At 61.6% G+C, this 13,476-nt stretch carries 13 protein-coding genes and 1 pseudogene; 7 read left to right on the top strand and 7 right to left on the bottom strand.

The features are described from left to right. Positions 1–82 precede the first annotated feature (82 nt). The 7 genes and pseudogenes from prfB to NKJ90_RS03825 all read left to right on the top strand — a co-directional run. A protein-coding gene (gene prfB, locus NKJ90_RS03855; protein ID WP_156938544.1) for a peptide chain release factor 2 occupies positions 83–1,214 on the top strand; the annotation gives its coding sequence in 2 pieces (ribosomal slippage) (positions 83–148 and positions 150–1,214; 1,131 coding nt in all). A 439-nt stretch (positions 1,215–1,653) separates the two neighbouring features. Further along, positions 1,654–2,031 carry a hypothetical protein gene (locus NKJ90_RS03850; RefSeq protein WP_023759378.1) on the top strand — a complete coding sequence of 126 codons (378 nt, stop codon included), beginning with the start codon at positions 1,654–1,656 and terminating at the stop codon, positions 2,029–2,031. Between the two features lie 180 nt (positions 2,032–2,211). Continuing rightward, on the top strand, positions 2,212–2,580 hold the full coding sequence (locus tag NKJ90_RS03845; protein WP_023759377.1) for a GFA family protein: 369 nt from the start codon (positions 2,212–2,214) through the stop codon (positions 2,578–2,580). A gap of 174 nt (positions 2,581–2,754) precedes the next feature. Beyond that, a complete protein-coding gene (locus tag NKJ90_RS03840; RefSeq protein ID WP_023759376.1) occupies positions 2,755–3,405 on the top strand; it encodes a YiaD family glycine zipper/OmpA-like lipoprotein in 651 nt (216 codons plus the stop codon). Positions 3,406–3,650: 245 nt separating this feature from the next. After that, entirely contained in the window at positions 3,651–4,256 is a 606-nt protein-coding gene (locus tag NKJ90_RS03835; protein ID WP_023759375.1) for a hypothetical protein, read from the top strand. Positions 4,257–4,516: 260 nt separating this feature from the next. Then, complete coding sequence (locus NKJ90_RS03830) at positions 4,517–5,425, top strand: ankyrin repeat domain-containing protein (RefSeq protein ID WP_031260222.1); 909 nt, start codon at positions 4,517–4,519, stop codon at positions 5,423–5,425. Further along, positions 5,394–5,633, top strand: a pseudogene (locus NKJ90_RS03825) (LysR substrate-binding domain-containing protein); the annotation flags it as partial. The gene NKJ90_RS03830 and the pseudogene NKJ90_RS03825, both read left to right, overlap by 32 nt. A 65-nt stretch (positions 5,634–5,698) precedes the next feature. Here the strand turns inward: NKJ90_RS03825 and NKJ90_RS03820 are convergent. The 7 genes from NKJ90_RS03820 to NKJ90_RS03790 form a co-directional block, all read right to left on the bottom strand. After that, the gene (locus NKJ90_RS03820) at positions 5,699–7,282 is read right to left on the bottom strand and encodes a DEAD/DEAH box helicase (RefSeq protein ID WP_031260221.1); all 1,584 of its coding nucleotides are present in this window, start codon (positions 7,280–7,282) and stop codon (positions 5,699–5,701) included. Between the two features lie 202 nt (positions 7,283–7,484). Further along, the gene (locus NKJ90_RS03815; protein ID WP_023759371.1) at positions 7,485–8,258 is read right to left on the bottom strand and encodes an NAD kinase; all 774 of its coding nucleotides are present in this window, start codon (positions 8,256–8,258) and stop codon (positions 7,485–7,487) included. A gap of 654 nt (positions 8,259–8,912) precedes the next feature. Then, entirely contained in the window at positions 8,913–9,674 is a 762-nt protein-coding gene (locus NKJ90_RS03810; RefSeq protein WP_023759369.1) for an MBL fold metallo-hydrolase, read from the bottom strand. Between the two features lie 2 nt (positions 9,675–9,676). Beyond that, complete coding sequence (locus NKJ90_RS03805) at positions 9,677–10,741, bottom strand: ABC transporter ATP-binding protein (RefSeq protein WP_023759368.1); 1,065 nt, start codon at positions 10,739–10,741, stop codon at positions 9,677–9,679. Continuing rightward, positions 10,738–11,520, bottom strand: coding sequence for an ABC transporter permease (locus NKJ90_RS03800; protein WP_023759367.1), 783 nt, complete (start codon positions 11,518–11,520; stop codon positions 10,738–10,740). The genes NKJ90_RS03805 and NKJ90_RS03800 overlap by 4 nt, the downstream gene beginning before the upstream one ends. Position 11,521: 1 nt before the next feature. Further along, a complete protein-coding gene (locus tag NKJ90_RS03795) occupies positions 11,522–12,367 on the bottom strand; it encodes an ABC transporter permease (protein ID WP_023759366.1) in 846 nt (281 codons plus the stop codon). A 13-nt stretch (positions 12,368–12,380) separates the two neighbouring features. Then, positions 12,381–13,472, bottom strand: a complete 1,092-nt coding sequence (locus NKJ90_RS03790) for a polyamine ABC transporter substrate-binding protein (protein ID WP_023759365.1) — start codon at positions 13,470–13,472, stop codon at positions 12,381–12,383. Positions 13,473–13,476 lie beyond the last annotated feature (4 nt).

The raw sequence follows: 13,476 nt of genomic DNA, 5'->3' as shown, positions 1-13,476 counted from the left end.
CCATTTTGCTTTACAGCCGGCGGCGGCCTCCCTATGTATCGCGCCGACCGATTTCAGCAAACACAGGACAGAACAGCCAGCCATGCGCGCGGAAACGCAGAATATTGTCGACGAGATCAGGCAGGCGATCACCCTGCTGAGGAGGCATCTTTGACTGGGATCAGGCCATAAAACGGCTTGAATACCTCAATGTGCGCGCCGAGGACGCCAGTCTCTGGAACGAACCGCTGGAAGCGCAGAAACTGATGCGCGAACGTCAGAGCCTCGAAGAAGGCATCGCCTCGGTGAGAGGGCTGACGCAGGCGCTGGAAGACAATATCGGCCTGATCGAACTCGGCGAGGAAGAGGGCGACGAGGGCGTGATCGCCGAAGCCGAAGCCGCGCTCCGTTCGATGCAGGGCGAAGCGAAGGCCCGCCAGGTTGAGACGCTGCTGTCGGGTGAAGCCGACGCCAACGACACTTATCTCGAAATCCATGCCGGCGCCGGCGGCACCGAAAGCCAGGATTGGGCGTCGATGCTGCTGCGCATGTACACGCGCTGGGCCGAGCGGCGCCGCTTCAAGGTCGAGGTCCTGGAGGTGCATGACGGCGAAGAGGCCGGCATCAAGTCCGCCACGTTGATGATCAAGGGCCACAACGCCTATGGCTGGATGAAGACCGAATCCGGTGTGCATCGGTTAGTGCGTATTTCGCCCTATGACAGCAACGCACGTCGGCATACGTCCTTCGCCAGCGTCTGGGTCTATCCGGTCATCGACGACACGATCGAGATCGACGTTTCCGAATCCGATGTTCGCATTGATACCTATCGCTCGTCCGGCTCCGGCGGCCAGCACGTCAACACCACCGACTCCGCGGTGCGCATCACCCACCTTGCGACCGGCATCGCTGTCGCCTGCCAGGCCGAACGTTCGCAACATAAGAACAAGGCCAAGGCCTGGGAAATGCTGCGCTCGCGTCTCTATGAGGAGGAGCTGAAGAAGCGCGAGGCGGTTGCAAACGCCACCGAAGCCTCGAAGAGTGATATTGGCTGGGGTCACCAGATACGCTCCTATGTGCTGCAGCCCTATCAGTTGGTGAAGGATCTTCGCACCGGCGTCGAGAGCACCAGCCCGTCGAGCGTGCTCGATGGCGACCTCGACGATTTCATGGAGGCCTCATTGTCGCAGCGCATCGAAGGCGGTGCCGGCGAAGCAGTGGCGGACCTGGACTAAGGGTATGCTCATATTCAGGTGAGGCCGGCCTGCAAACGGCGGCTCATGCGCTGCCGGTGCTGATGGACCCGAACCCTGCGCCCCAGGACGAGGAGAGAATGCCGACGGCCTGCCTCAATATCAAGAGCATGTGATCGCCAACCAGCCATAGGCTGGAACCACACGGCACCGATCCCGTTTATTCGACACCTGTTTGCCGGGAAGTTGATTTCAGCGGTCGGTAGCGGATGATTGGTTGGCATGCGCCGCGGTACTCGTGAACGCAGCAATTTCTTGCGCCGACTCACATTTGCGCTCACCATCACGGCATTGAGGGGAGACAAAAAGCATTTATGGCCGGGCGCGGCATATCTGCAAGCTGACGATCTGGCCGCTGGGAAGACACGTTCCGGGAACGGGCAAGCGAACTGCTTGATGCTCGTTTGAAAGGAACGCTTCCATGTCTGCTGCCACTTCCAGATCGGCCCATGCCGCTGAACCGGCCGGCCGACTCTTGTTTTCCCTGTTCGCAATTGCCGCAATCGCAATGCTGACGGCACCTGCCTTTGCGCATGACGCCACACCGACAGCGGCAAAGCCACTAGGCTGGAGTTACCCATTCGCATGCTGCGCCAACTATGATTGTCGTACGGCTCATACTGGCGAAGTGTTGGAAAAACCCGAGGGCTATGTCATCGCCGGCACGGGTGAGGTTGTTCCCATGAGCGACAAGCGCGTCAAGGACAGCCCTGACGGTGAGTTCCACTGGTGCGCGCATCAGGCCGGTCTCGACGCCGGCAAGACAATCTGCCTGTTCGTGCCGCCTCGCTCTTATTGACGACACGACATCCGCGGCCGCGTGTAATGGGGCAGGCTACTGACTTGCCGGAGCTTGTCTATGCCTGGGCAGCCCGGGCATTCGTGGTTCGGTGGACGCATGATGACAGACGGTTGTCAGGAGCACTTCTTTATGCTGCCTTTGCCCCATAGGTGGCGGGCAATGGAGAGGAATTCGTCGATGACCATCAAGGGAAGCTGTCATTGCAAGGCGACGACGTTTGAGGTTTCGCAGGCACCGCAGACTGTGACGCAATGCACCTGTTCGTTCTGCTCGAAACGCGGCTCGCTCTGGGCCTACTACATTCCATCGCAATTCAAGCTCACCAGCCCGATGGAGAACGTTTCTTTCTACCGATGGGGGTCGAAAACGGTAAATCATGGGTTTTGCGCTACCTGCGGCTGCGGCACCTTCACGGAAACGCCGGACTGGTCGACGGGCGAGCCTAATTTCGAGAATCCCAAGATCAGCGTCAATTCGCGGTTGTTCGATGATTTCGATCTGGACAAGGTCGAAGTGGTGGTCATCGATGGCAAGAATCTCTGGTAGCCTAATTCAGGCCACCCCGGCGTGGCGATGCGGCGCCGTCGCCGGGGTGTGATCCCCGGAAAAGCCGTGGGCGGCGTTTTTGCCGTTCCGTTTTTCGCCGCAATTCATGGTACAAGTCGCCGGAAGGGCTGATTTGGCGCCACCGCAAGGCGTGACTTGGAGAGGGACCATCCTATGAAAAAGACTGTGCTCGTCGTCGTGGCGACGGCTGTGCTCATGAGTGCCTGCACCACCACTGATCCGTATACAGGCGACCAGAAGATTTCCAACACCGCTGCCGGTGCTGGCCTTGGCGCCCTGGCGGGTGCCAGCCTTGGCCTGCTTGCCGGCGGCAATGACCGCCGCAACGCGCTGATCGGCGCGGGCATCGGTGCGCTTGCCGGTGGTGCCATCGGCGCCACAATGGACCAGAACGAAGCCGAACTGCGCCGGCAACTCGAGGGTACCGGCGTCAGCGTCACCCGTAGCGGCGACCAGATCATCCTCAACATGCCCTCCGATATCACCTTCAATACGGATCAGGACGCAGTGAAGCCCGGCTTCTACCAGGTGCTGAATTCGGTCGCGCTGGTGCTGAAGAAGTTCAAGCAGACCACGGTCGATGTGTTCGGCCACACCGATTCGACTGGTGGGGATCAGCACAATTTCGACCTGTCCCAGCGCCGCGCCCTGGCGGTCGCCAACTATTTGTACGGCCAGGGCGTCGATCAGCGCCGCTTCGCCGTCACCGGTTTCGGCAAGACGCGTCCGGTCGCATCGAACGCTACGGCCGAAGGGCGCGCTCAGAACCGCCGCGTCGAAATCCAGCTGTCGCCGCTTACCTGATCTGTTCGGCGAGGAATGCGAAGCGGCCCCGCGTTGGGGCCGTTTTTGTTTGGGCTGTTAAGGGCGCTCTTCGGATCAGCGCCAGAACATTAGTTTATGCTAAATAAAAACTTTCCCGCAACCACGGAAAGGAATAGCGTAATTGCCGTTCCGTAGGGGATGAGGCGGTGCAACTGGCCGCGCACTCAGCATTTTTTTCCGCCTCGGGTCTTGCACGGCCAGATGAGAAAATCTGGGAGGAATGCATGCCAAGAACAGCCAGTCTTGGGCGCTGCGGCGTCCTTGCTTTAACAGGCCTGATGAGCGCATGGTTGGGCGTCGCTACGGCGCGGGCCGAGGACGCCAACAAGGCCGACATCGATGCCTTGAAAAAGTCGCTCGCCAAATATGAAGACTACACCGCAGCCGTCCGCGACCTTTATCTGTCGACAGTCGGCTGCGTCTACTACAGCGGCGAAAAGATAGCGGGTGCGATGGATTACCCGAAAGGCGCCATGGGTATCCATTTCGTCAACGTCCCGAGTGTCGGCCAAAAACTCGACCCGATGCACCCCAATGTGCTCATTTACGAACCGACCAAGAAGGGTTTGCGCCTGGTGGGTGCGGAATGGCTGGTGCCTCTGACGCCAGACATCAAGGAACCTCCGAAGCTTTTCGGCCAAACCTTCATGGGACCGATGGAGGGGCACTATCCGCTCATCCCGCGGGAGTTTGTGCACTATGATCTTCACGCCTGGCTGACGGACAACCCGAACGGGATGTTCAGTCCGACGAACCCGAACGTGAAATGCAGTAAGGCCGAATTTCCGATGCTGGAGAAGCCGACCAAGATGATGCCTGGACCGATGTAACGGGCGAGCCAGGCTGGCTAGAGCATGTCGCCCAAACCTCGGTTATGGGACAACGACATGCATGACACAAAGACCTAAAGCGGGTCGCCTGGATCCGTTCGGACGCGACACGCTTTAGGGCGTGAATTCATAAACGGGCATGGTTGGATCAACATGTCTGCTTCCGAGGCGAAAGCGGCCATTCTCGGCTAGCCGTGTCACCACCAGCAAGCTCTTGTTCTAGATCAACCCGTCATGGAACTCTCTTCAGGGAGGATACAATGATCAAGCGAGGACGCATGTGGGTGACAAGAGCTTCATGCGTCCTTTGCCTTTTTACACTGCCCGCCCACGCGAGCAACTTAGGTGATCTTGTCAGGAATGGCGACGTCGCGGCGGTGGCTTCCGCCTTGGACAAAGGCGCCGCTGTCAACGAAATTGACGGCGTTACGGCGCTCTACATCGCCTGCGAAGGCGGAAATGTCGAGTTAGCCAAACTTCTGATCAATCGTGGCGCGGACGTCAACCTGCCCGTCAGCTGGCAAAGAACGCCACTCTACGCCGCCAACAAGGCTGGGCACGCCGAGATCGTGAAGCTGTTGCTCGACAATGGGGCCGATCCAAATCAGGTGGCGAAAGCGCAGACGCCGCTGCACGTGGCTGCCGAAAATGGCTGCCTTCAATGCGTCATTCATCTTGTGGACGCCGGGGCAGAGGTCAACGCACTGACATCGAATGGAAATCCGCCCATACATTTGGCTAAGCTCAGGGGTCACGATGACATCGTGGCCTACTTGCGCAGTCATGGCGCCGGACGACCGGCCGTTGCGCCGATTTCGGCTCGACTTGCATCGGCAAGCGCTGAATCAGGCAAGGAAATTTTCGACGGAACGTGCGGGGCTTGTCATCTTGCATCGCCGAACCTTAAGATTCCCAAACGGGTTAATCTGTGGGGCGTCGTAGGGCGGCCGAAGGCCTCACAAAGCGATGTCCCGTATTCGTCAGCTATAAAGGAAGCCGGCGGCACTTGGACCTTTGAGGACCTCAATTCTTTTATCTCAAATCCGGCATTCGCTTTGCCCGGAACAGATATGATTTTCCCGGGTCTGCAGGACGAGAAGCAGCGAGCTGACCTCATCGCTTACCTGCGGACCTTGAGTGACACACCGCTGCCGCTTCCCGACAATTGATTGCTGCTGTCTGGCGAGCACTGCAATCCGCAACCAGCGATCGGAGCCGTCAGGCATCCTGCGCGTGAGCGCACCAGTTCTGTTCGGTCCGGATTTCCTCGTACGGGTCATCGCGGATTACATGCGGACCTATCCTCGGGTCGAGGTTGACCTCCAGCTTTCCGATGGATTTGTCGATCTCGGTGCCGATCTGGCGATACGAATCGGCAAATTGCCGATTCCAGCGCAAACGGCTGCTTTTGCGCGTCCAAGAGGACGCGCAGCGCTGTCGTATCAGACCTTGGCGACGATCTTCATGAAGGCTGGCATGTCATCGCCGAAGCCGACGGTGGAGTCGTTGTCTTCCTGGTGGCGTTGGCGGGCAGGGCGGTTGCTGTCGCGCTGCGGCCTGGTGTCGCCGCGTTCCGGTGCGCGCTGCTCGTTGCGATCGGATGATTTGCGCTCGGTGTTTTCCGACCGGATCGCGTCCTTGCGCGAGCGGCGTTCGCCGATGTCGGCGACCGCGCCCTCGGCCACATCGGGCTGATCCTCGCGGACCGTTTCCGGTGCCGGTTCTTCACTGTGCCTGGCGTGGCGTTCGCGTGGTTTGCGGTCGCCCCTGTCCTTGCGTTCGTCGTCCTTGCGGCCGGCACGGCGCGGCGCGCCTTTGCCGCGGCGCGGAGCATCGTCCTCGCCTTCGCTGGCGACCACTGTCGACAGGTCGCCATCATGCCACTCGATCTTGTTGCCGATCAGCCGCTCGATGGCGTCGATGTACTTGGTGTCCGACTTGGTCGCGATGGTGAAGGATTTTCCAGAGCGCCCGGCGCGTCCGGTGCGGCCGATGCGGTGAACGTAGTCCTCGGCATGGATCGGCACGTCGTAATTGAAGACGTGGCTGACATCGGGGATGTCGAGACCGCGCGCGGCGACGTCGGAGGCGACCAGGTAGCGCAGCTTGCCATCGCGGAAATTAGCCAGCATCTGCATGCGCGCGCGCTGGTCCATGTCGCCATGCAGCGCGCCGGCGTCGAAATCATACTTCAGCAGCGAGCGGAACAGTTCCGACACTTCCACCTTGCGGTTGCAAAAGATGATGGCGTTCTTCAGTTCCGCATCCTCTGCCTTGATCAAATTGCGCAAGGTCTCGCGCTTGTCCCATGGCTTGGAGCCGGACTTGACCAGGCGCTGGATGATGTTGGTCGCTGCGGACGCGGCCTTCGAAACCTCGACGCGCACCGGCGCGTGCAGGAATTTTTCGGTGAGTTTGGTGATCTCCGGCGGCATCGTCGCCGAGAAGAACAGCGTCTGCCTGGTGAACGGGATCATCTCGCAAATGCGCTCGATGTCGGGGATGAAGCCCATGTCGAGCATGCGGTCCGCTTCGTCGATAACAAGGATCTCGACGCCATTGAGCAACAGCTTGCCACGCTCACGGTGATCGAGCAGGCGGCCGGGCGTCGCGATCAGCACGTCGGCGCCGCGCTCCAGCTTCTTGTCCTGTTCGTCGAACGACACGCCGCCAATCAAGAGCGCAATGTTGAGCTTGTGGTTCTTGCCGTATTTGACGAAGTTTTCCTCGACCTGCGCGGCAAGCTCACGTGTCGGCTCGAGAATGAGCGTGCGCGGCATGCGGGCACGGGCGCGGCCCTTTTCCAGTCTTGTGAGCATCGGCAGCACGAAGGATGCCGTCTTGCCGGTGCCGGTCTGGGCAATGCCCAGCACGTCCTTGCCGAGAAGCGCGTGCGGAATGGCACCAGACTGTATCGGCGTCGGCTGCGTGTAGCCGGCGTCGGTGACTGCGGAAAGAACCTTCGGCGACAGGCCTAGGTCTGAAAAGGTCAACGCTTCTGGAGCGGTCGTGGTGTCTGAGGACAATTGTTGCTGTCTTTGGCTGGTTCGGGGAAGCGCAACGGCGTCTAACGGCGTCTATCGCGGCAAGCGCCACGCGCCTGCAAGATTGGTATTGCAATTAGGAGCAAGCCCTCGATTTGTCAACAGAAACGGCCGTGATTGGCGCGATTGTGAAGTTGTAACCTTAATCGGGATGCTTAATCGAGGTGTCGGTCGCGGCGCCGGCTCAATAGCGGAACTGTTCGGCGAGAATGCGTTCGTTCCAGGAATGGTTGGGATCAAACAGCAACGTCGCCGTCGCAGTGGGCGATTCCCTGACCGTGACCGAGGTCACCGCCTTGACTTCCGTATGGTCGGCGGCGGCGTTCACAGGCCGCTTTTCCGGCTCGAGAATGTCGAAGCGCACGGTCGCCTTGTTGGAGAGCAGCGCGCCGCGCCAGCGGCGCGGGCGAAACGGGCTGACCGGGGTCAGCGCCAGCAGGGGCGCGTCGAGCGGCAGGATCGGCCCGTGCGCGGAAAGATTGTAGGCGGTGGACCCGGCCGGCGTCGCGATCATCACACCGTCGCAGCTCAGTTCCTCGAGCCGTATTTGCTCGTCGACGGTGATGCGGATTTTGGCCGTCTGATAGGATTGCCGCCACAGCGCGACTTCGTTGATCGCCAGCGCCGAAAGCGTTTCGCCTGCCGAGGTCTCGGCCAGCATCTCCAGCGGGCGGATCGTTTCTGCGACCGCGGCCGCGATCCGCTCGGTGAGCCCGCCGGACCGGTACTCGTTCATCAGGAAACCGATGGTGCCACGGTTCATGCCGTAGACCTTCTTGCCGGTCCCCATCGTCTCGCGCAGCGTCTGCAGCAGGAAGCCGTCACCGCCAAGCGCGACGACGATCTCGGCATCCTCGACGGAGGACTGGCCATAGCGCGCCGACAGGCCTTCCAGCGCCGTCTTGGCGTCGGCGGTGTCGGACGAGACGAAGGCGATGCGGCTGGCGGTTTTGCTCATGGTTCCCCGACGACGACCGGTTGGCAGCACGCTGTTGCTGGGCCGCGCCAGCGCCGGGGTAGCATGGGCGGGCCAGGTCTGCAAAGAGAGGCATTATCCCGGATGCCGTGGCTATCCTGGATGCCATGGCTATCCCGGATGCCGTGGCTATCCCGGATGGCAAGGCGACGGCAGAACGGCGGGTTGCGGACGTGCCGTTCGCGCGTCATGTCAGAGGCTGCGCGAATGTGATGGTTAAGACCGGGCTTAAGCTCTCGTAAAGCCGGACCCGTCATGTTAGCCGGGCATCGGATGGGTGGCGTGGGGCTAGCCAGTCGAGGCCGTCATATTGCCGGCAACACGCCTGATCATCGTCTTTCTGATGCTGGGAAGCTTCGCGCTGCTCTTTGCCGAACTGGTGCGCCAGTCCGAAGAGACGAGCTTCCGGCCTCAACCCACGGCGTCGCGCTGTGGTGATGCCGCCGGGGCGCCATGCCCACAAAGGGCGCTGTAGTCACGAAGTTCTCCTCAGCAGATCCGGTCGGCCGCCGCGTCGATAGCGTGCGCCAAAGCTGCTGCGCAAACCGGCTACCAAGAAGGTATTGAGTGGTGTTCGAGTGGTTTCGCCAACGGATCGTCAGCCGGCGCTGATCGCCGAAATCACGCTCAACTCAGCTATGAACGCTGCCGCAGATGGCAGCCGGCTTGCCGCTTCTGCGCCAAGTACTCGTCGACAAGCTGGCGATAGCGCACTTTTCCGAAGCTCGGGAAATGGCCGCCATGCACGACCGAGACGTCGAGGTCGCGCAGGCGCAGCAAGGTGGCGACATAGTCATCGACCACGGAGTGGTAGACATCGTCGATCAGCGGGCCGTCATAGATGATGTCTCCGGACAACAGGATGCCCGTCCTGTTTTCGTAGAGCGCGATGCCGCCGGGCGAGTGGCCGGGCGTATGGATCACCTCGAAGGCGCGGTCGCCGAGATCGACGACATCGCCATGTGCGAGCAGACGACCGGCGGGTGCGGGTAGAATGCCGTAGCGTGCCGTGTCCCAGCCTTGCGGCATGCCCTCGAACATCTCGTCCGTCGCGTAGGTGCTGGCGGCGGTCCATTCGTTGCGCGGATCGGCGAGGATTTGAGCCTCGGCTGCATGCACCCAGCGATCGGGAAATTCATGGTGGCAGCCGATGTGATCGAAATGCGTGTGGCTGGCGACGCAGGTCAGTTGTCGCTCGCTCACGAGCGGCACATGACGCCTGAGGCTGAAATGGCCAAGCCCGGTATCGAACAGGAGATCGCGGTCGCGGCCGCGCACATGCCACATGTTGCAGCGGAAGAATGGCTTGATCCACGGCTCGTGGATCAGCGTCACGCCATCGCCCATGCGGATGGTCTCGTACCAGTCTGGAGCGTCGATGAGCGGAAGCGTGCCCATGTTCAATCCGTCAAAAGGATGATCGCGCCGATATCGCACGAAATCGCGACCGTGTCGCCAGGCTGGACGGTGGAGGTAGGCGGCAGCCTGGCGATGAAGTGTAGCGACGGATCTTCGACGGAAACGGCGAGCACGCGCTTGAAGCTGCCCTGGAAGACGATGTCGCTCACCTCGGCCGTGCCAAGCCCGACATCGCCGCTGGCCACGCCGAAGACGAGATGCTCCGGCCGTATGGCGAGCCCGACGGCCGAGCCGACCGGCAACGCGCCGGGCAGTGAAATCGGCCCGACGGGCGTCGCGACCGTGCTGGTCCTGTCCTTGGCCTCCGCAACCTTGCCGGCGAGGATCGTGCTTTCGCCCATGAAGGTCGCGGAGAAGCGCGTCGCCGGCCGCGCATAGACGCGCTCGGGCGGGCCTTCGTCCTCGATGCGCCCGTCATTCATCACCACGCAATGGTCGGCCAGCGCCATCGCTTCTTCCTGGTCGTGGGTGACATGAATGAAGGCTGTGCCGACGCGCTTCTGGATTGCCTTCAACTCGTCCTGCATTTGCCGGCGCAGTTTGAGGTCGAGCGCGCCGAGCGGCTCGTCGAGCAAAAGCACCGCCGGTTCGATCACCAGCGCCCGCGCCAGAGCCACGCGCTGCCGCTGGCCGCCGGAGAGCTGATGCGGCTTCTTGTCGAAAGCGGAGGCCAGCCCAACCAGCGCCAGCGCCTCGCGTGCCTTTGCAGCCCGGGTCGCGCCGTCGACGCCCTGCATGCGCAGCCCAAAACCGACATTGCCGCCGACGCTCATATGCGGGAACAGCGCGTAGTCCTGGAACACCGTCGTCGTCGGGCGCTTGGCCGGCGGCACCGAGGTGCAGTCCTCGCCGCGGATGAACACTTTGCCTTCGCTGGGCGTGACGAAGCCGCCCAGAATGGACAGCAGCGTCGTCTTGCCGGAGCCTGAGGGTCCGAGCAGGATCGTGTAGCTGCCCGGCTCGATCTTGAGCGAGACATTCTTCAGCACGATTTGCTGGCCAAAGCGATGCGATACGGAACTTATGTCGACCAGGGGTGCAGTCATGCTCTTCTCCTGCGCAGCAATGTCAGTTCGAACAGCACGACCAGCACGATCGAGACGGCGAAGACCAGCGAGCCGACGGCATTGGTTTTCGGGTTGAGGCCGGAGCGCAGCAGGTTCCAGATTTCCACCGGCAAGGTCGTGTCGAAACGGGTCAAAAGGAAAGAGATGACGAACTCGTCCCACGAGAAGGTCATCGACAGGAAGAAGCCGGCGAAGATTGCCGGCGCCATGACCGGCACGGTGATCAACAGCAGCACTTTCCATTCCGGCGCGCCGAGATCGCGCGCGGCGCGTTCGATGTTGATCTGGTGGTCGCCCATCTGGCTGTAGATGATGGCAAAGCACAGCGGCAGGTTGATCACGACATGGCCGATGCCGGCGGCGAGCAGCGATTTCGGCACCCCGGCCCAGTTGAACAGCACCAGCAGTCCCATGCCGATGATGAGGTAGCTGACGGTCAGTGGCAGCGTGATCAGCCCGCGCAGCAGACCGGAGCCGGGCAGGACGAAACGGGCAAAGCCCCAGGCGGAGAGGAAGCCGAGCGTGACGGCCGCAAACGACGAGATGGACGCCACCAGCAGCGAATTGACCAGCGCCGAGGTCAGCCGCGGGTCGGAGAGAACCGCATCGTACCAGCGCAGCGACGGGCCGGTGAAGGGCGGGATCGGAAACGACGTCGCCTGCAACGAAAACAGCACCAGCACGATCACCGGCAGGAAGATGAAGCCGTAGATCAGGACGGCGTAGAGCCACGAGGCGATGCGGACGATCCTGGCCATCTCAGGCTCGCTCGATCTTCAGCCAGCGCGCGCAGCCGAGATAGGCAATGGTGACCACCGCCATCAGGATGATCGACAGCGCCGAGGCCAGCGGAAAGTCACCGCGCCGGCCGATCTGCATCATCACCAGCTGCGGCATCAGGAGTTCGTTGTTGCCGCCCAGGATCTGCGGCGTGATGTAGTCGCCGATACACAGCACGAAAGTGAGGAAGGCGCCGACCATGATGCCGGGCAAAGTCAGCGGCAGGACGACATGCAGGAAGGTGCGCACCGGCCCGGCGCCGAGATCGGCGGCGGCCTTGCGGTAGCTCGGGCTGAGCTGCTTGAGGTTGGCGAAGATCGTCAGCGTCAAAAGCATGATGAAGAAATGCACGAAGCCGGTGACGGTGGCGAACCGTGTATTGGCGAGTTGCAGCGGCTCGCTGAACAGGCCGGTGCCGGTCAGCGCCCGGTTGACCACGCCGTTCTGTGCCAGCACCAGCAGCCAGGAATAGGAGCGCACGACATAGGAGGTCCAGAACGGCAGCACGGCCAGCATCAGCGCCAGCCGTTGCCAGCGTTCCGGCACCTGTTCCGCCAGGATCCAGGCAAACGGGTAGGCGAGCAGCACGGAGACGACGGTGACGATCGCCGTCACCTCAAGCGAGTTCACCATCGCTTGCCAGTAGGAGGGGTTGGTGAAGAACTGGCTGTAGTTGGACGCCGTGAAGCCGCCGCCCTCATGCGCCGTCAGGCTGGACAGCCCCATGGCGATGAAGGGCAGCACGAAGAACAAAAGCGTCCAGCTGAGCGCTGGCGTCACCAGCGCCCAGGGCAAGGCACGCCCGTTGCTTCCAATTGACTTCATCAGCCGCAATCGCTCATTTTGCCTGCAGTATTTCGGTCCACATATCCTGCATCTTCTTGTCGAGATCGGCGTTCGGCGCCGGATAGGACTGGGCGCGGGCGAGGAAGCCCGGCTGCTCGTCGAAACGCAGGATCTTTTTCTGCTCGTCGGTCAGCGTCGCCTTGGTGTTCGCCGGCATGCCCCAGTAGCAGGACGAGGTGGCAAGCCGCGCCTGGCCTTCCGGGCTCATGATGTACTGGATGAATTTCAGCGCCATGTCCTTATTTTTGGAATCCTTGAACATGGCCAGCGACTGCGACCACAGAACTGCACCTTCTCTGGGAATAGAGAAGTCCAGCGCCGGGTTTTCCTTGGCCAGCCCCGCCGTCACCCATTCGCCGCCACCAACAAGTATGTCGACCTCGCCGGTCGCCAGCGCCGTCTGGCTGGCGGTCACTTCGCCGACCAGCTTGGCGTTCGCCTTCATCTTGAGAAGCTCATCCTTGAGGGCGGGCAGGTCGGCTTCGGTCAGCTCGGCCGTCTTCTTGCCGATGGCCAGCGCGGCCATGCCGATGACCGGCAGATAGTAGTCGTAGATGGCGACCTTGCCCTTGTACTTGTCGCCGGTCAGCGCAGCCATCGACTGCATGTCGGCCGGGTCGACCTTGGTCTTGTTGTAGCCGATCGTGTTGTAGCCGAACTTTTCAGTGATGCCGTAGCGCTTGCCGCCGACCACGGTGGAGCCGTCCATCTTCACCTGCGGGAACAGGTCAGCCAGTGGCAGTCTGTCTTCCGGCAGCGGCTCGAACAGGCCCTTCTCGACACCGCGCGGCACGTCGATGCTGTCGATCACCATCACGTCCCAGTCGCCCGGCTGCGACTGCTCGACGATGGCGAGCCCAGCGCCGGTGCCCTCGAATTCCTTGACGTTGACCTTGACGCCATTGGCCTCCTCGAACGGCTGCAGCAGCGCCGGATCGGCATGATCGCACCAGATCAGCGCATTGAGGTCGGCGGCCTGGGCAGCGCTGCCTGCTCCAAGCAGCAGCGCGGTGGCGGCACACGCCGCATGCAGACGGCTCCTCAGAACAGAAAGCGGATTCCTGGATGCAGGTTTATCGGACATCGAG

Origin of the sequence: Mesorhizobium sp. M0051 (genome assembly GCF_040323235.1) — a bacterium.
In the GTDB taxonomy this organism is placed as follows: Bacteria; Pseudomonadota; Alphaproteobacteria; order Rhizobiales; family Rhizobiaceae; genus Mesorhizobium.
This window is presented reverse-complemented; position numbering and strand designations above follow the sequence as displayed.

Excerpts from the sequence above, each read along its gene's own strand:
- NKJ90_RS03810 (WP_023759369.1), bottom strand. The coding sequence starts at position 9,674 with ATGGGCACGCTTCCGCTCATCGACGCTCCAGACTGGTACGAGACCATC.
- NKJ90_RS03805 (WP_023759368.1), bottom strand. The coding sequence starts at position 10,741 with ATGACTGCACCCCTGGTCGACATAAGTTCCGTATCGCATCGCTTTGGC.
- NKJ90_RS03850 (WP_023759378.1), top strand. The coding sequence starts at position 1,654 with ATGTCTGCTGCCACTTCCAGATCGGCCCATGCCGCTGAACCGGCCGGC.
- NKJ90_RS03815 (WP_023759371.1), bottom strand. The coding sequence starts at position 8,258 with ATGAGCAAAACCGCCAGCCGCATCGCCTTCGTCTCGTCCGACACCGCC.
- NKJ90_RS03830 (WP_031260222.1), top strand. The coding sequence starts at position 4,517 with ATGATCAAGCGAGGACGCATGTGGGTGACAAGAGCTTCATGCGTCCTT.
- NKJ90_RS03800 (WP_023759367.1), bottom strand. The coding sequence starts at position 11,520 with ATGGCCAGGATCGTCCGCATCGCCTCGTGGCTCTACGCCGTCCTGATC.
- NKJ90_RS03790 (WP_023759365.1), bottom strand. The coding sequence starts at position 13,472 with ATGTCCGATAAACCTGCATCCAGGAATCCGCTTTCTGTTCTGAGGAGC.
- NKJ90_RS03840 (WP_023759376.1), top strand. The coding sequence starts at position 2,755 with ATGAAAAAGACTGTGCTCGTCGTCGTGGCGACGGCTGTGCTCATGAGT.
- NKJ90_RS03795 (WP_023759366.1), bottom strand. The coding sequence starts at position 12,367 with ATGAAGTCAATTGGAAGCAACGGGCGTGCCTTGCCCTGGGCGCTGGTG.
- NKJ90_RS03835 (WP_023759375.1), top strand. The coding sequence starts at position 3,651 with ATGCCAAGAACAGCCAGTCTTGGGCGCTGCGGCGTCCTTGCTTTAACA.
- NKJ90_RS03845 (WP_023759377.1), top strand. The coding sequence starts at position 2,212 with ATGACCATCAAGGGAAGCTGTCATTGCAAGGCGACGACGTTTGAGGTT.